The 15,453-nt window shown below is 72.4% G+C and carries 14 protein-coding genes; 3 read left to right on the top strand and 11 right to left on the bottom strand.

What is annotated here, in order from left to right:
- Nucleotides 1–27 precede the first annotated feature (27 nt).
- Entirely contained in the window at nucleotides 28–531 is a 504-nt protein-coding gene (locus ACFWBB_RS12960) for a DUF402 domain-containing protein (RefSeq protein ID WP_385270122.1), read from the bottom strand.
- Complete coding sequence (locus ACFWBB_RS12955) at nucleotides 512–1,441, bottom strand: GNAT family N-acetyltransferase (RefSeq protein WP_385270120.1); 930 nt, start codon at nucleotides 1,439–1,441, stop codon at nucleotides 512–514. Before ACFWBB_RS12955 ends, ACFWBB_RS12960 begins: the two co-directional genes overlap by 20 nt.
- A 96-nt stretch (nucleotides 1,442–1,537) precedes the next feature.
- Between ACFWBB_RS12955 and ACFWBB_RS12950 the strand changes: the two genes are divergently transcribed.
- On the top strand, nucleotides 1,538–1,906 hold the full coding sequence (locus ACFWBB_RS12950) for a GntR family transcriptional regulator (protein WP_385270118.1): 369 nt from the start codon (nucleotides 1,538–1,540) through the stop codon (nucleotides 1,904–1,906).
- Nucleotides 1,907–2,181: 275 nt separating this feature from the next.
- Here the strand turns inward: ACFWBB_RS12950 and ACFWBB_RS12945 are convergent, their stop codons facing one another.
- The 5 genes from ACFWBB_RS12945 to ACFWBB_RS12925 form a co-directional block, all read right to left on the bottom strand.
- A complete protein-coding gene (locus ACFWBB_RS12945) occupies nucleotides 2,182–2,955 on the bottom strand; it encodes a DUF72 domain-containing protein (RefSeq protein WP_385270116.1) in 774 nt (257 codons plus the stop codon).
- Nucleotides 2,956–2,970: 15 nt separating this feature from the next.
- Nucleotides 2,971–4,065 (bottom strand): DUF5925 domain-containing protein, encoded by a 1,095-nt coding sequence (locus ACFWBB_RS12940; RefSeq protein ID WP_385270114.1) that lies wholly within the window; start codon nucleotides 4,063–4,065, stop codon nucleotides 2,971–2,973.
- A 154-nt stretch (nucleotides 4,066–4,219) separates the two neighbouring features.
- Nucleotides 4,220–5,005, bottom strand: coding sequence for a polysaccharide deacetylase family protein (locus ACFWBB_RS12935; protein WP_385270112.1), 786 nt, complete (start codon nucleotides 5,003–5,005; stop codon nucleotides 4,220–4,222).
- Complete coding sequence (locus ACFWBB_RS12930) at nucleotides 5,002–6,000, bottom strand: glycosyltransferase family 2 protein (RefSeq protein ID WP_385270110.1); 999 nt, start codon at nucleotides 5,998–6,000, stop codon at nucleotides 5,002–5,004. The genes ACFWBB_RS12935 and ACFWBB_RS12930 overlap by 4 nt, the downstream gene beginning before the upstream one ends.
- Entirely contained in the window at nucleotides 5,997–6,827 is an 831-nt protein-coding gene (locus ACFWBB_RS12925; protein ID WP_385270108.1) for a glycosyltransferase family 2 protein, read from the bottom strand. The genes ACFWBB_RS12930 and ACFWBB_RS12925 overlap by 4 nt, the downstream gene beginning before the upstream one ends.
- A gap of 502 nt (nucleotides 6,828–7,329) precedes the next feature.
- On the opposite strand from ACFWBB_RS12925, the gene ACFWBB_RS12920 reads away from it, so the two are divergent.
- Nucleotides 7,330–7,464: a hypothetical protein gene (locus ACFWBB_RS12920; RefSeq protein ID WP_385270176.1), complete on the top strand. Its 135-nt coding sequence runs from the start codon at nucleotides 7,330–7,332 to the stop codon at nucleotides 7,462–7,464.
- 174 nt (nucleotides 7,465–7,638) lie between these two features.
- Nucleotides 7,639–8,445, top strand: coding sequence for an SGNH/GDSL hydrolase family protein (locus ACFWBB_RS12915; protein WP_385270106.1), 807 nt, complete (start codon nucleotides 7,639–7,641; stop codon nucleotides 8,443–8,445).
- 4 nt (nucleotides 8,446–8,449) lie between these two features.
- On the opposite strand, the gene ACFWBB_RS12910 is transcribed toward ACFWBB_RS12915, so the two are convergent.
- From ACFWBB_RS12910 to ACFWBB_RS12895, 4 genes are all read right to left on the bottom strand, one after another.
- Complete coding sequence (locus tag ACFWBB_RS12910) at nucleotides 8,450–10,078, bottom strand: serine/threonine-protein kinase (protein WP_385270104.1); 1,629 nt, start codon at nucleotides 10,076–10,078, stop codon at nucleotides 8,450–8,452.
- Between the two features lie 60 nt (nucleotides 10,079–10,138).
- Nucleotides 10,139–11,854 carry a nickel transporter gene (locus tag ACFWBB_RS12905; protein ID WP_385270102.1) on the bottom strand — a complete coding sequence of 572 codons (1,716 nt, stop codon included), beginning with the start codon at nucleotides 11,852–11,854 and terminating at the stop codon, nucleotides 10,139–10,141.
- The gene (locus ACFWBB_RS12900; RefSeq protein WP_385270100.1) at nucleotides 11,851–13,689 is read right to left on the bottom strand and encodes a tetratricopeptide repeat protein; all 1,839 of its coding nucleotides are present in this window, start codon (nucleotides 13,687–13,689) and stop codon (nucleotides 11,851–11,853) included. The genes ACFWBB_RS12905 and ACFWBB_RS12900 overlap by 4 nt, the downstream gene beginning before the upstream one ends.
- A gap of 149 nt (nucleotides 13,690–13,838) precedes the next feature.
- A complete protein-coding gene (locus ACFWBB_RS12895; RefSeq protein WP_385270098.1) occupies nucleotides 13,839–15,347 on the bottom strand; it encodes a DUF4331 domain-containing protein in 1,509 nt (502 codons plus the stop codon).
- Nucleotides 15,348–15,453 lie beyond the last annotated feature (106 nt).

The raw sequence follows: 15,453 nt of genomic DNA, 5'->3' as shown, positions 1-15,453 counted from the left end.
CTGCCGGGGTCCGGCCGCCTCGTCCTCTCATGCCAGCAGCGACTCCAGGCCGCCCTCGACGGTGGCCAGGGCCTCCAGCTCGTCGAGGGCGGCCATCGCGGCGGCCGCGGCCGCCGGATCCCGCCCGGCCAGCCCGCTCTCCTCGAACTCGTCCTCGTCCAGCCGCCGTACGTCCGTCCCGTCGGCGGATCGCCACAGGTCCAGGTCGAGATCCTCGACGACCAGTTCGCCGCCGGACAGCGCGGCCGGGCGGGTGACGTCGCAGTACCAGCCCTTCAGGGCGCCCGTCGCGTCGCGGACCTCCTTGATCGCGTACCAGCGGTCCCGCCAGTAGTACTCGGTGAAGACGTCACCCGCCTCGAAGCGTACGAAGCCGAAGTCGCGTACGCCGTCACCGGCCCAGGGGGCGCGCACGGCGATCCGGGTGCCGTCGTCGGACAGCAGCTCGGCCGCGTAACGGATCTTCGTCCGGCCGCCTTTGACGAGGACGACGTCCACCGGACGCCTCGCCTCAGCCGAGTTCACGGACATGCCGTACCTCCGTCGCGCTGATCTCGTACCCGAACCACTTGTTGATCGCGAGCATCGGCCCGTTGTCCGCGTCGTTGCCCGTGTACGCCTCCGTGTACCCCGCGGCGCGGGCCCGGTGCAGCGAGTCGTTCTTGACGAGCTTGGCCAGGCCCCGGCCCCGGTGGGTGCGGGCGGTGCCGGTCATGCCGGTGGCGTACCGGCCGGGGCCGTGGGTGTGGGCCACGCTGAAGGCGACGGGGCGGCCGTCGGCCACGGCGACCGAGGTCAGCTCCGGGTCCAGGTGGGGATGCTTCCAGTGCTCGTCGACCCAGGCCCGGTAGTCGGTGAACTCGGTCGCGATGTCACCCGGCTCGTCCGAACCCGCCTCCGCGTCCAGCACGAACAGCGGGCGCGGGTCGTCCGCGAAGTCGGCGGCCGTGCGGAGCTCGACGCCGGGTGGGGGATCCTCGAGCGGCGGCAGCGTGGCGCGGGCCAGGTCCAGGTGGAGGAAGTGAGCGGAGCGGCTCGGCCGGTAGCCGTGTCCCTCGGCGAAGGTCCGGTTGGCCGGCTCGTCCAGGACCCAGGCGAACAGCTTCACCGCGCCGTGGGCCGCCAGATGCTCCTCGGCGGTGCGGACCAGCAGGGTGCCCGCGCCGCGCCCGGTGCGCGCGGGGTCCACGTACACGTTGAGGGACCCCTGGCCGGGCTCCGGGCTGTCCTGGGCGAGGCTCACCTGGGCCGTGCCGATGATCTCGCCGTCCTCCACCGCGACCAGCTTGCGCGCGTGGGCGCCGGGGTGGGACAGGGAGAGGCTGTGCAGCACGGATGCAGGGCTGAAGAACACGTGGGGCAGGGCGAGATGCCGGACCCGGATGAAGCCCTCGACGTCGGCAGACGTGCCGGGCCGCAGATCGCGCACGATGATGGTCATGTGGGTTCACGCTACGGTCGGGCGGCGCCCGTACGCCTCCCCTTTTCGCCGCCCGCCCGCGCTCCCGTTCTCCGGCGGGTGCGGGACAATCGGCCCGTGACCTTGAAGATCCACATCGATGAGAGCGCCGCCCCCTACGAGCAGGTGCGGGCGCAGATCGCCGAGCAGGCCCGGTCGGGAGCGCTGCCGGTCGGGTACCGGCTGCCGACGGTGCGGGGGCTGGCCGAGTCGCTCGGGCTCGCCGCGAACACCGTCGCCAAGGCCTACCGGGCGCTGGAGGGGGACGGGGTGATCGAGACCCGGGGACGTAACGGCACGTTCGTCGCTGCGGACGGATCCGCGGCGGAGCGGGAGGCGGCCGGTGCCGCGCAGGCCTACGCCGAGCGGGTGCTGCGGCTGGGGCTGACCGAGGAGCAGGCGTCAGCCGCCGCACGGGACGCCCTGCGGGCGGCCTACGGGCGGTGATCAGCGGTGTCCCGCGGGCGGTGCTCGGCGGTGTCCCGCGGGCGGTGCTCGGCGGTGTCCCGCGGGCGGTGATCAGCGGTGTCCCGCGGGCGCTGATCGGCGGTGGGCCGTGAGCGGCGAGAGGCGCTGTGCCGTGTCGCCGGGCCGGGTGTGTGCGGCGCTGTGCCGTGTCGCCGGGCCGGGTGTGTGCGGCGCTGTGCTGTGCCGCCGGGCCGGCGTGTGCCTGCGGGACCTGGTGCGTCCGGGTGCCGCAGGCCGGTCGAACGGCGCGGTGCTCAGCGAGGTGTGGCGAGCGCGCCCGGCGTGCGCGTCGCCCGCAGCCCCGCCCGTAGCGCCGTCCGCCCGAACAGTGCCGCGTTCTCCACCGCCGCGCCGCCGGGGTCGTTGTTGAAGTACGCGTACACGTCGGCGTCGTCCGGCCAGGTCGTCGCGATGCGGTCCAGCCAGGTCTCCAGGGCGCGGCGGCCGTAGTGCGGCCAGGGGTGGGCACGGCCCTGGTGGAAGCGGACGTACCCCCAGTCGGTGGTGCGCCACAGCGGGGTGACCGGGCGGGAGCGGACGTCGGCCCAGCACAGGGCCGCGCTCCGTGCCTCGAGGACGTCCCGTGTCCCGGGCGTCCACCACGACTCGTGACGTGGCTCCACCGCGACGCGCGTACCCGGTGGGAAGCACGACAGACAGGCGTCCAGCAGCATGGCGTCGGCCCGCAGGGTGGGAGGCAGCTGGAGCAGCACCGGGCCGAGGCGGGCGCCGAGCCCGGCCGCGTGGCTCATCAGGCGCTGTACCGGCTCCCCGGGGTCCTTCAGCCGCTTGATGTGGGTCAGATAGCGGCTGGCCTTCACCGCGACCACGAAGTCCGGCGGTACGCGGTCGGCCCAGGACGCGAACGTCTCCCGTGAGGGCAGCCGGTAGAAGGCGTTGTTGATCTCCACGGTGGCGAAGTGCCCGGTGTACTCCTCCAGCCACCGCCGCACGGGCACGCCGGCCGGGTACAGGACGCCCTTCCAGTCCTTGTACTGCCAGCCGGACGTGCCGACGTACAGCGTCATACCTCCATCAAACACCTACAGGTACAGTCCCGCGTCCGACCGTCCCCGGGGCTCCGGCAGCGAGGTCGGGGAGGTGCCCCGGCGCAGGGCGTACAGCTCCGCCAGGGTCGCGCCCTCGCGGTCGACGCCCTCCTCGGTGCCGAGCCAGTCCACGGCCTCACGGCGGGTCAGCCGGCCGACCTCGATACGGGCCAGACAGCGGCCGGGGCGCACGACGGCGGGGTGCAGGCGCTCCAGGTCCTCGTTGGTCGTGACCCCGACCAGGACGTTGCGCCCCTGGCCGAGGAGGCCGTCGGTGAGGTTCAGCAGCCGGGACAGGGCCTGGCCCGCCGTGTGCTTGGCCTCGCCGCGGATCAGCTCGTCGCAGTCCTCCAGGAGCAGCAGCCGCCAGCGGCCCTTTCCGCTGCCGTCCTCCTCGCCGATCGCGATGTCCATCAGATAGCCGACGTCGGAGAAGAGCCGCTCGGGGTCCAGGACGCAGTCCACCTGGCACCACTCCCGCCAGGAGCGGGCCAGGGTGCGCAGCGCCGAGGTCTTGCCGGTGCCGGGCGGGCCGTGCAGCAGGAGCAGCCGGCCGGCGATGTCCTCCGGGGTCGTCCCCATCAGCTGGTCCATCGCCTCGGCGACGGGCGCCGTGTAGTTGGGGCGCACCTCGTCCCAGGTGCCCGCGGAGATCTGCCGGGTGGTGCGGTGCGGGCCGCGCCGGGGCGAGACGTACCAGAAGCCCATGGTGACGTTCTCCGGCTGCGGTTCGGGTTCGTCCGCCGCCCCGTCGGTGGCCTGGTCGAGCACCTGTGCGGCCAGTTCGGCGGTGGTCGCGGTGACCGTCACGTCGGCGCCCCGGTTCCAGCGGGAGACCAGCAGCGTCCAGCCGTCGCCCTCGGCCAGGGTGGCGCTGCGGTCCTCGTCGCGGGCGACCCGCAGCACGCGGGCGTGCGGCGGCAGCAGGGTCGCGCCGGAGCGTACGCGGTCGATGTTCGCCGCGTGCGAGTACGGTTGCTCGCCCGTCGCGAAGCGGCCGAGGAACAGCGCGTCGACGACATCGGACGGCGAGTCGGAGTCGTCGACGTTGAGCCGGATCGGCAGAGCGTCGTGCGGGGGTACGGACATGCCGCCATGATCCGGCACAGGGGCGTCCTGCGCACCCGGTTTCCGCAGTGCGCGAGGTACGCCCGGTGGGTCGGTCATGGCGGATATGCCGGATGTGTGGCACGGGTCCGGTCCGTCGTGCGTGGCCCCGACAGGCTCGGGCCGGGGCCACTTCTCACACCGGTCGCCGGAGCCCGCGGGTCCGCCGCACCACCGCGTACCCCTTGGTCAGCGCCCGGTCCCTGGCGAACGTCCGGCCGATCGCCCGGCCGTCGAGGAGCCGTTCGAACTCCTCGGCGTCCGTGGCGCGCCGTACCGTCACCCGCCGCAGGGCGTACGGCCCCTGGGCGCGGCGGGCGAGGGAGTTGCCCACGGCGAGCGCCTGGGCGAACCCGTGTCCGCGCACAGCCGTGCGCACCCGGCGGCTGGAGTAGCCGTACGGGTAGGCGAACGACGCGGGCGGGGCGCCCAGTTCGCCGGTGACGATGTCCCGGGAGCGGATCAGCTCGGCGTCCAGCCGGGCGTCGCCGACCTGGTCGAGCTGCGGATGGGTGTGGCTGTGGCCGCCGATCTCGACGCCGGACTCCGCCAGTCGGCGCACCTGCCGCCAGTCCAGCATGGTGTCCGGGCCGCCGCCGGTGTCGTGGGCGCCCCGGATCCAGCCGGTGGTGACGAACAGGGTGGCCGGGAAGCCGTGTCGCGTCAGCGCCGGGAGGGCGTGCCGGTGCACGCCCTCGTAGCCGTCGTCGAAGGTGATCAGGACGGGGCGGACCGGCAGCGGGCGCCCGGTCCGCCAACGGGCCGCCAGGTCGGCGGTGGTGAGCGGGGTGAGACCCCGGTCCGCGATCACCGCCAGCTGCTCGGCGAACGCCTCGGGTGTGACCGACAGGGTGCGGGTGGCGTCGTCCGGGTCGGCGGTGACCGCGTGGTACATGAGGATCGGCACCCGCGCCCGCGTCATGCGGCCCGCTCCACCTGGTCCACGGAGACCGGCACCACGGCGAACGTCGTCCCCGCCCGCCGTGCCCGCATGCTGCCGACCGCGTATCCGCCGGCCGCCGTCAGCACCCCGGCGACGATCGCGGCCGCCCGCCGGACCCCGCCGGGCCTGGCCAGCAGCTGGTCACGCAGTCCGCGGACCACACCGGCGGGCAGCACCCGGGTGGTGTACCGGCGTTCGGACTCCAGCCCCTTGTCGGCGCCGACGCTGCGGGCGACGAGCGCTTTGGACAGGCCCTCGGCGTAGGTGCGCGTGCGGAAGTACCCGAAGTGCTCACGGGCCTCGGGCACCTTGTGGTGGATCACCGCGCGGTCGTCCATCAGCAGGATGGCGTCGGGTCTCGCCCGGCTGAGCCGGATGCACAGATCCGTCTCCTCGCCGCCCATCGGGCGTTTGCTGCCGTCGCGTCCGATGCCGGTGGCGAAGCCGCCCACGAAGTCGAACGCGGTACGCCGGAACGAGGCGTTGCCGCCGAGGATGTTGCGCACCCGGACCCGGCCGGGCGGCAGGCCCCGGTAGGAGCAGCCCACCACCCAGTCGAACTCCTCCGGGAACCAGTCGGGCCGGCGGCCGGAGGACCAGACGGGCACCGCCCGGCCGCCCACGGCGAGGACCCGGGGATCGGAGTACGGGTCGGCGAAGCGGCGCAGCCAGTCCCGTTCGGCGACGGCGTCGTCGTCGAGGAAGGCGACGATCTCGCCCCCGGAGGCGGCGATGCCGGTGTTGCGGCCGGCCGACAGACCGCGCGGGCCCGCGTTGCGCAGCACCCGCACCTCGCCGGTCTCCTTGTACTCGCGGCTCAGCCGGTCCAGGAGCGTCGGGTTGTGGTCGACGACGAGCAGGGTCTCCAGGGCCGGGTGGGTCTGCGCCCGCACCGAGGCGACCGCCGCGAGGATGTCCTCCCAGCGGTCCTCGGTGTACGCACAGATGACGACGGAGACGTCCATCGTGCTCAAGACACCTCTCCCCGCACCGAGTCGAGCATCGGCGAGCGACGGACCAGGCGGCGCAGCGCACGCCGGTTGGACCGCTCCCCGAGGATCACCCGCAGTACGCGCAGCCCGTCGCGGACGGCGCGCAGGTTGCTGACGCCGTGGATGCGCAGATACTCGTGGCTGGGGATCTCCTGCACCTTCAGCCCGGCCTTGACGACCCGGATGTTCATCAGGGTCTCGACCTCGAAGCCGGTGCAGTCCAGCTCGATCTTGTCCAGGCAGTGCCGCCAGAACGCGTTGTAGCCATAGCACAGGTCGGTGTAGCGGGCGCCGAACTTGCGGTTGACGATGGCGCACAGGACCCCGTTGCCGAGCCGGCGGACGAAGGTCATGTCGTCGGTGCCGCCGCCGTTGGCGAAGCGGGAGCCCTTGGCGAAGTCCGCGCCCGAGACCAGGGCGGAGACGTACGACACGATCTCGTTGCCGTCGGCCGAGCCGTCCGCGTCGACCATCACGATGATGTCGCCGCTGCACGCCTCGAAGCCGGTGATCAGGGCGTCGCCCTTGCCCCGGCCCTGCTGCCCGACGACCTTGACGCCCGGCCACAGTTCGCGCGCGACCTGGACGGTGTCGTCGGTGGAGTTGCCGTCGACCAGGACCACTTCGTGGATCCAGTCCGGCAGGGTCCTGAACACGTAGGGAAGGTTCTCGGCCTCGTTCATCGCGGGGATGACCACGCTCACCGGTGGCGCGATGGCCAGGTGAGAGGAGATGGGCCGGTACTTGCCGACGGTCGACGGTCCTTCGAGATCCTGGCCCGATGTCGCCGGCTGAAGAACGGAACTCATGGGTCTGGTCCCTCTCGTCCGGTGGGCCGCCCGCCCCACGGGCGGCCCGGAATCCACGTCCGGTTCGAAAGGGGGGTTCCTCACCCATGGCGGAGTGATCTCCGCGCAGACACGGGTGAGCTGGCAAAGCTGATCGGCCGCCGGTGAGAAGACGGCAGCCGACCGCGCGGCACGGCCCGGTCACACTTGCGGTCACCGAGCACGGCACCCCCCTACCGCGCTCCCGCCCCGATACCGCCGCGGTCCCTGAGCCCTCCCCTGGAGCCGTTGCCGACGGTCCGATGCGAGTGAGATGTATGACGGTATTGATGATTACGCCCGGATGGCAAGCCCTTGGTATCGCACTTACCTTTTTGTTCGTTTGACCGTTACAGAATGATGCGTCCCCTCGGCAGGAATGCGCACCGAAATGGACACAAGTGTTCCCCGGAGGTCACGGAAACCTCCGGGGAACGGTGGTTCGGATCAGTACCGCAGGGCTCACCGGATCGTCTTGGGAAGCATGTTCGGCGAGCCCGAGCCCGAGCCCGAGCCGGGGCCGGTGACCGCGTTTCAGGTCGCGCCGTTCACCAGGGCCGTGGCCACCTGGGGCGGAGTGGCCGAGGTGTGGCTCGGCAGGTGGGCCGCGCGTAGGTGACACCGCTGGTGATGGAATTGCGCACCGCCGTGTCCGGCGTGGTGGACGCGCCGCCGCCGAGCGAGAGGTTGGCGACCGAGGGGCCCGAGCCGGAAAGTCTTGGCATGGACACTTCCGATCAACGCGCGTAGGCGCTACGACAGTTGTGGCAGAGATCCTGCTAAAGGAGGTTCCATGAGACGTTCCCGACTTGTCGTATTCGTGAGCTCACTCCTCCTCGCCCTCGGCACCGCCCTCACCGGGGCGGCATCGGCGCAGGGCGCCCAACTCGCGGCCACAGGTGGGTATGTGGCGCTGGGGGACTCCTACTCCTCCGGTGTCGGCGCGGGCAGCTACATCAGCTCGAGCGGCGACTGCAAGCGCAGCACCAAGGCGTATCCGTACCTCTGGAACGCCGCACACACCCCCTCGACGTTCACCTTCGCGGCCTGCTCGGGCGCCCGAACGGATGAAGTTCTGGCGAGTCAGCTCGGCGGCCTGAACTCCTCGACCGGCCTGGTCTCCATCACCGCCGGCGGCAACGACGCGGGCTTCGCCGACGTCATGACGACCTGCGTCACCGGCTCCGACAGCACCTGTCTGTCCCGCATCGACACCGCCAGGGCCTACGTCGACTCGACACTCCCCGGCAAACTCGACACCGTCTACAACGCGATCCGCGCCAAGGCGCCCAACGCGCGCGTTCTCGTCATCGGCTACCCCCGCTTCTACAAGCTCGGCACGGTCTGTCCGGGCCTGTCCGAGGCCAAGCGCTCCGCCATCAACAACGCGGCCGACTATCTCGACGCCGCGACCGCCAAGCGCGCCGCCGCCCACGGCTTCGCCTTCGGTGACGTCCGCACCCCGTTCGCCGGCCACGAGATCTGCTCCGGCAGCTCCTGGCTGCACAGCCTCAACTGGCTGAACATCGGCGAGTCCTACCACCCGACCGCGTCCGGCCAGTCGGGTGGCTACCTGCCGGTCCTGAACAGCGCCGCCTGATCCGTCACTCCGAAGTGGAAGGTGAGGGGGAGGCCCCGTCCGTCGGGGTCTCCGTCTCGCAGGTGACGGAGAACGGCACCGAGTTCGACGTCGACTTCACCGGATCCCGCACCTCGACCGCGATCGAGTTCTGGTACGTCCCGCTCTCGGCGTACGTCGACACGATCACCTTGTCCTGCTTGGACTTCCCGCCGCCCGAGGAGAAGTCGAGCGTCTTCCAGGTCTGCCCGGAGAGCTCGCCGTCCTTGGACACCCAGCGGTAGGACACCGTCGCGGGCAACCGTCCCACCGTGATCGTCGCGGTGAACGCGGGCGCGTCGGCGTCCGGCGGCGGACAACTGCCCGAGTAGTCCGTGTTCGCGCCGCTGACGGTGACCGCGACGGTCTGCGCCGGGGCCTCGGAGCTCTCGCTCTCGCTCGGACTCGGACTCGGGCTCGGCGGCTCGCTGCTCCGCTCGCTCGACTCCGGCTTCGTCGGCGGCGAACTCAGGATCTCCGTACCGCTGTCGGTGACCCCGCCGCCGGCGTCACCGCCGCCGCCGTCACCGTGGTTCAGCAGTCCGTAGGTCAGCCCGGCGACCGCCAGGGCCAGCGCCGCCACCCCGGCCACGAGGACCACACCGGCGCGCCGGCTCCGGTCGTCCGGCTTCGCCGAGCCGGTGGTCGCCGGGGCGGCCGTCCAGGACTGGGGCGGGGTGGTGGCCGTCGGTTCCTGGCGGAGCGGCTCGGCCGGTGTGGAGGCCGTCGGCACATACGGCGCGTACGGCGCCGGCGGCGTCGAACGGACCGGGTCGCCGTAGGGCGCGCCGCCCGCGGCGACGAGCCGCAGGTCCTGCTCGGCCCGGTCGGCCGGCAGCCGCTCGGCCGGATCCTTGCGCAGCAGACCCTCGATCACGGGCGCGAGCGGCCCGGCCCGGCGCGGCGGCGGCAGTTCCTCGTCGACGATCGCGCGCAGGGTGCTCAACGGGGTGTCGTAGCGGAAGGGGGAGTTGCCCTCGACCGCCGCGTACAGCAGCACACCCAGCGACCACAGGTCCGACTCGGGCCCGGGCGTGCGCCCCAGCGCCCGCTCCGGCGCGAGGAACTCGGGGGAGCCGATGACCTCGCCGGTCATGGTCAGCGCGGAGGTGCCCTCCACGGTCGCGATACCGAAGTCGGTCAGCACCACCCGGCCGTCGTTCGACATCAGTACGTTCGCCGGCTTCACGTCCCGGTGCAGCACTCCGGCCTGGTGCGCGGCCCGCAGCGCCGACAGCACCTCGGCGCCGATGTGCGCGGCCCGCGCCGGTTCGAGCGGGCCCTCGGCGTCCAGCAGTTCGGCGAGGGAGATCCCGCGCACGATCTCCATGACGATCCACGGCCGCCCGTCCTGGGTGGCCACGTCGTACACCGTGACGACGTTCCGGTTCGCGACCCGGGCCGCCGCCCAGGCCTCCCGCTCCAGCCGGGCGTACATCCGCTCGACGTCCGAGGCGGCCAGCCCGTGCGGCGCGCGCACCTCCTTGACGGCGACCTCGCGGTGCAGCACCTCGTCACGGGCCCGCCACACCGTTCCCATGCCGCCCTCGCCGAGCGGGGTCAGCAGGCGGTAGCGGCCCGCGATCAGACGTTCACTGCCCGGTTCTTCGGACACCGCGCCCCCATTTCGCTCTTCGCATCCGGGCGAAAACCTCCCCAACCCCACAAACGTAGCTCAGCCGAGTACGGATGCCGCCCCCTTGAGCACCAGTCCGGCGCCGAGGGCCACCACGAGGAACGCGGACCACAGGGGCAGGTTGCGGCGGACCAGCGACACGACCGGGTGGGTCGTCCAGCGGGGCTGCCGGTCCAGGAGACCGGTCGCCCGGGTGCCCAGCCTGACGACGGCGAACCCGGCGGCGGTCAGGGTCAGTGCGAGCCCGATGCCGTACGCGACGACGAGCAGCAGCCCGAACCAGGCGTGCCCGAGCGCCGCCGCGCCGACCAGCACGACCACGGCGGACGGACTGGGGACCATGCCGCCGGCGAAGCCGAGGAGGAGCGTGCCGCGCAGGGTGGGGGCGACGGCGTGGGTGTGGGTGCGGCCGCCGTGGCTGTGTGTGTGCGGCCGGCCGTGATCGTGACGGTGGTCGTGGTCGTGCGTGTGCTCGTGGGGCCGGTCGTGATCGTGGTCGTGTGTGGGCTCGTGGTCGTGGCCGTGGTCCTGATGGGCATGGGTGTGCGGGGTGGGGGCGCCGACCAGGGCGAGTTGACGGTCGGGGGTCTTCACGGGCTCGTGGGTGTGGGGCCGGCCGCCGTCGGGGTGCGGGTGGGAATGGCCGCCGTCGGGGTGGGGATGCGGATGGGGGTGGGTGTGGCCGTGCGGACCGCCGGGGTTCCGGCCGCGCCAGGCCCGTCGTGCGAGGCTCGCGCCCGCGAACAGCACCAGCGCGCCGCTCGCGAGGCCGAGCCAGGCGATCACCGACGGCGCCGCGGCCGAACCGGCGGTGACGAGGAGGCCGAGGGCGACGACGCCCAGGGTGTGGGTGACGGTGACCGAGGCGGCGAGCGGGAGGACGTCCTTCATCCGGGCCTTGCCGCCCCGCGCGGCCGCCGTCGCCGCCATGATGGTCTTGCCGTGACCGGGCGCGACCGCGTGCATCGCGCCGAGGCCGATGGCGATCACCAGGGCCAGCGCGGCGAAGCCGACGGTGAGGTGCTGCCGGGCGACCAGGTCGTCCAGGGCCCGCGTCCAGCGGTCGGCGCCACGCGGCAGCACGGACGCGGCCGGCGCGTCCCGGTCCTCCTCCACGAGGGCCGCGCCACCGGGCCGCACCCGCAGGGACGCGGTCGAGGTGTCCGCCGGGGAGGACAGCAACTCCTTGGGATAGCTGGTGAGTTCGCCCGAGACCGACTTCTTCGGTACGTCGGAGCCGGCGAGCGTCATGCGGTCGCCGCGCGCGGTGATCTCACGCCAGCCGGGCCCGGAGGAGACGCCCTCGCTATGGAAGGTCAGGGCGAGGCCGTCCTCGCCGCCGGACACGTCCGACGCCTCGGGCAGCGGAGCGGTCAGCCGGCACTCGACCCGCAGGGTGTTGAGCCCCGCCTGGCCGGGCCGTACGACCGCCTTGCCCGCGCCCGCCGTGAGGGTGACGGCACGACCGTCCACGGTGAGCCTGCTGCCGCTCGCGGCCGTCGCGCACCGCTGCCGGGCCCACTCGGTCATCCCGAGCCGTTCGATGTCCGGCTTCGCCTGGGTCGCCGGGATCTCGGCGAGGTCCTCGACGTGGTCGACGCGGAGTTGTCCCGGGGCGGCGACGAGACCGTCGTAGCGGTTGACGGTGAAGTTGCCGAGGGGGTGCGCGCTCGCGCCGGCGGAAGGAACCAGCACGAGCGCGCAGCCGGCCGTGAACACGGCCGCGCAGGAGGCGAACAGACGACGGGAACTCACTTGCTCGCCTCCAGCGTCTTGAGCGCCGTACGGGCCGCGCGGGCGCCCAGCGGGGAGAAGCCCGGGTTCAGCTTCAGGGCGGCGGCGAGGTGGGTACGGGCGTCGGCGGGGTGGCCGGTGGCCTTCTCGATCACACCGCGGTGGTAGAGGAAGGACGCGTTGTGGTAGCCGGTGGCCGTGGCCTGCCGCGCGTAGGGAAGGGCCTCCGCGTCCTTGCCGTTGACGTGCAGGGCCCAGGCGAGGGCGTCCGCCGTGTGCACGGTGTGCCGGCGGGACCAGTCGTCGCGGGCCGCGCGCAGGGCGGTCGCCCGGTCGCCGTGGTCGGCCGCGGCCAGCGCGGTGTCGAGGTCGGCGTTGACGCCGTTGGCGCGGGCTATGGCCGTCCACGCGTCGACGAGGAGGTACTGGTTCTCGGCCTTCGCCGTGTCACCCTCGCCGCCCCGCGCCTCGTACAGCTCGCCCAGCTCCACCAGCGGTCCGGGGAGCGGGTACCGCTCGACGATCAGCTCCAAGCCCGCGATCGCCTCGGCCTGTCGGCCGCTCGCCGCCTGGGCGCGGGCCCGGCCCTCCAGCGCGGGGAGGTAGTTCTCGTCGGCGGCCAGGGCACGGGCGTAGTGGGTGAGCGCCGTGGTGTAGTCGCCCTGGTTCCAGGCGAGTTGGCCGAGCTGACTGGCGACGTAGGCGATGTCGCCGGGTGAGGTCGAGGCGGCGAGCGCCCGGTCCAGGACCCGGCGAGCGGTGGTGACGTCGCCGCGCAGTTCGTGGACGTACGCGAAGCGGGTGAACACCGGTACGCCCGGTCGCCGTTCGTCGGCCGACTTCACGGCTTCCTCGGCGTCGTCGTAACGGCCGAGCTCGACGAGGGCGTCGATACGGGAGCACAGGGCGCGTTCGCTGTACGGGTTCTGCTTCAGCGTCCGGTCGGCGAAGTCCAGGGCGTGCGCGAAGTCGTGCCGGGCGGCGGCGAGGGCGGCCCGGCCGGCGAGCGCCTGGTCGTTGTCGGGGCGCAGCGAGAGGGAGCGCTTGAGGGCCTGCTCGGCCTGGGGGTAGCGGGAGGGGTCGCCCTTGGTGCGGGCCTGCTCGACGTAGGCGAGCCCGAGGGTGGCCCAGCCGCCGAAGTCCCTCGGCTGGGTGCGGAGGTGGGCCTGGAGCGCGGTGATGCTCGAGTCGAGGTCGCCACTGGCGAGCAGCCCGGGGGAGACCGCCGCCGCGGTCGCCACGGGTACGTTCCGCCCGTCGTGGACCGCCCCGAGCGCGACCGCGCCCGCGGTGAGCGCGACGGCCAGCATCGCTGCGCAGGCGCTGAGCTGAGCGGCCCGCCAGCGACGCCCGGCAGCCCCCGCCCGCCGCACGGCGGCGACCCGCTCGTCGGCGCCGGTCTCGACGTCGGTATCGGCGACGGCCTCGACCTCGGCATGGGCGACGGAGCCGGCCCCGGCCCCCGTCTCAACCTCGGCTACGGCTCCGGCGCCGCCATCGCCATGGACGACGGTGTCGGCTTCGGCGGCGACATGGGCGCCGGCCTCGGCGTCCACATCCGCATCGGACCCGGGCCCGGCGTCGCCATCGGCGACGGTGGCGGTCCCGGCCCCGGTAGCGGACTCGGTGGCGGTACGGGTGTCGGCGTCAGCGGACCCGGGCTTCGCCCCGGTCACGCTCCGCGTGGTGGTGGCTGCCCCGGAATCCGGTCCGGTGGTCCGCACCGGGTGTCCCGGATCCGCGACGGGCCTGCCGGAGTCCGGTTCGCCGGTGGCCGGCTTGCCGGTGGTCGGTGCCGGTCGGGCGGAGGCCCGTCGGGTGGGCTCCGGTTCGCCGTCGTTCGTCCGCGGGGACATGCCCTCTCCTAGGTCGCCTGGGGTCGTTCAGCCTGCTCACACAGGGGCGGCGCGGCCCGCGCCGTGGGGGATTGGTACGCGGGCCGCGCCAGTCGGTGGGGCAGGGCCGGGGAGCGCAGGATTCTCCCCGGCCCGCTCAAGGGGTGGGCCTAGTAGGCCCGCCGCCGCCCGCGCCACCACATCAGGCCGCCGCCGATGAGGAGGATGCCCGCCGCGCCGGCGCCCGCGGAGGACGCGATCAGCGCGGTGTTGCTGTCGGAGCCCGTGAGGGCGTCGCCGAGCTGGCTGCGGACGTCGGCGCCGCTCTTGGCGGTCGCGCCGCGCGAGCCCTCGGTGGGCAGGGCGACGTAGGGGAAGGACTTCTCGAAGCTCTTGTCGTTCTTGTCGACCGCGTCGCCGAGGTCGTTCTTGGAACCGACCAGCTCACCCTCGACGACCTGGAGCGAGGCGTCGATCACGTCGTCGGTGAGGCGACGGCCGTTCGGGAAGCCCGCGTTGTCGCCGTCGAGCACACCGAGCCGCTTGGGGCTGGCGGTCGGCTTGATCGAGGTGTTGAGGCGCAGCTCCTCCGACGGCGTCACGTACGGGGGCTGGTTGAGGCCCTTGACGCCCTTCAGGAACACGTCGACGAGGTCGTTGCGCGGCTCGGTCGGCGCCTTGATCTTGTAGATCGCCTCGATGAGCTTCGGCAGCTCGGGGTTGGTGACGTTCTTCAGGAACTGGCCGTCGTCCTTGGGCTCGGACGCGTTGAACTTGTCCTTGTCCTTGATCGGGTTGACGACCTCGTTGACGAGCGGGCTGCCCAGGCGCGAGACCTGCGTGTAGTAGCCCTCGGCGTTCTCGCGCTGGGTGGTCGACCAGACACCGACGATCGGCTGGTGCTTCGACTCGGTGATCATGTCGGTCGGGAGCTGCAGGGCTATCGAGTTGACGTTGTAGCCCTTGAGCGTGTCGTTGCCGACCTCGGAGAGGTCACCGCCGTACAGCAGGTCGAAGACGCGCAGGTCGAGGAAGAACGGGTCGTCGGCCTGGCCCGCGAAGGTCTTGGCGCCGTTCGGAAGCTTGTAGATCGCGTGGTCGCGCAGCATCGAGTAGTGCGGCATCGACGCCTTGCCCACGTTCGACGGCGCCACCGGCACGTCGTCGGCGAGCTTCGTCTTGTGCTCGACCTTCCCCTTCTTCGACTTGATCAGTTCGAGGTCGTACGTCTGCGTGACGTTCAGGTCGGCGTCGTCCAGGCTCTCGACGACGCCCGTGTTGTAGAGGAACGTCTTCTTGTTCTTCACATGCGTCTTGAAGGTGTAGCGGAAGGTCAGATCCTCCTTCGCGTCACCGTTGTTGTCGATGTGCAGGTCGTACTGGGCGTCCTCGGCGAACGGGAAGAAGTTGGGACCGCCGGCCGGGTCCTCGAAGGGGATCCAGTTCGCGACGATCGTCGTCGTGTCCGGGTGGTCCGGGCTGACGAAGGCGTACACGTCGGTGTTGTCGTACTGCGGCGTGCCCGAGATGAGGGGGGCCTCGCGGTGGCTGGAGGCGTAGGCCGCCCCCGGCGCCAGCGTGGCCACGCCGGCGGCTGCGAGCCCCCCGGCGGCCAACGCACCGCAGACGAGGGTCGCGACGCTCCTGCGTCCGTTGCCGCTCCTGGAGAAAGCTGTCATGCCGTCCGTCCTCTGTGCCAAGTTGCCTGACGGACAGTGATACGGAGCGGAGGGTGGGTTCGGATTGGTCGAAACCAAAAAACTTTTTCTTTCCTGTTCACCCGCG

The sequence above is a fragment of the Streptomyces sp. NPDC060000 genome (genome assembly GCF_042737375.1).
Taxonomy (GTDB): Bacteria; Actinomycetota; Actinomycetes; order Streptomycetales; family Streptomycetaceae; genus Streptomyces.
The sequence above is the reverse complement of the archived record's forward strand: the minus strand, read 5'-3'. Positions and strand labels throughout refer to the sequence as shown.

Coding starts and splice junctions, on each gene's coding strand:
- ACFWBB_RS12895 (WP_385270098.1), bottom strand. CDS start 15,347: ATGACAGCTTTCTCCAGGAGCGGCAACGGACGCAGGAGCGTCGCGACC.
- ACFWBB_RS12925 (WP_385270108.1), bottom strand. CDS start 6,827: ATGAGTTCCGTTCTTCAGCCGGCGACATCGGGCCAGGATCTCGAAGGA.
- ACFWBB_RS12955 (WP_385270120.1), bottom strand. CDS start 1,441: ATGACCATCATCGTGCGCGATCTGCGGCCCGGCACGTCTGCCGACGTC.
- ACFWBB_RS12945 (WP_385270116.1), bottom strand. CDS start 2,955: ATGACGCTGTACGTCGGCACGTCCGGCTGGCAGTACAAGGACTGGAAG.
- ACFWBB_RS12900 (WP_385270100.1), bottom strand. CDS start 13,689: ATGTCCCCGCGGACGAACGACGGCGAACCGGAGCCCACCCGACGGGCC.
- ACFWBB_RS12960 (WP_385270122.1), bottom strand. CDS start 531: ATGTCCGTGAACTCGGCTGAGGCGAGGCGTCCGGTGGACGTCGTCCTC.
- ACFWBB_RS12935 (WP_385270112.1), bottom strand. CDS start 5,005: ATGACGCGGGCGCGGGTGCCGATCCTCATGTACCACGCGGTCACCGCC.
- ACFWBB_RS12915 (WP_385270106.1), top strand. CDS start 7,639: ATGAGACGTTCCCGACTTGTCGTATTCGTGAGCTCACTCCTCCTCGCC.
- ACFWBB_RS12940 (WP_385270114.1), bottom strand. CDS start 4,065: ATGTCCGTACCCCCGCACGACGCTCTGCCGATCCGGCTCAACGTCGAC.
- ACFWBB_RS12920 (WP_385270176.1), top strand. CDS start 7,330: ATGTTCGGCGAGCCCGAGCCCGAGCCCGAGCCGGGGCCGGTGACCGCG.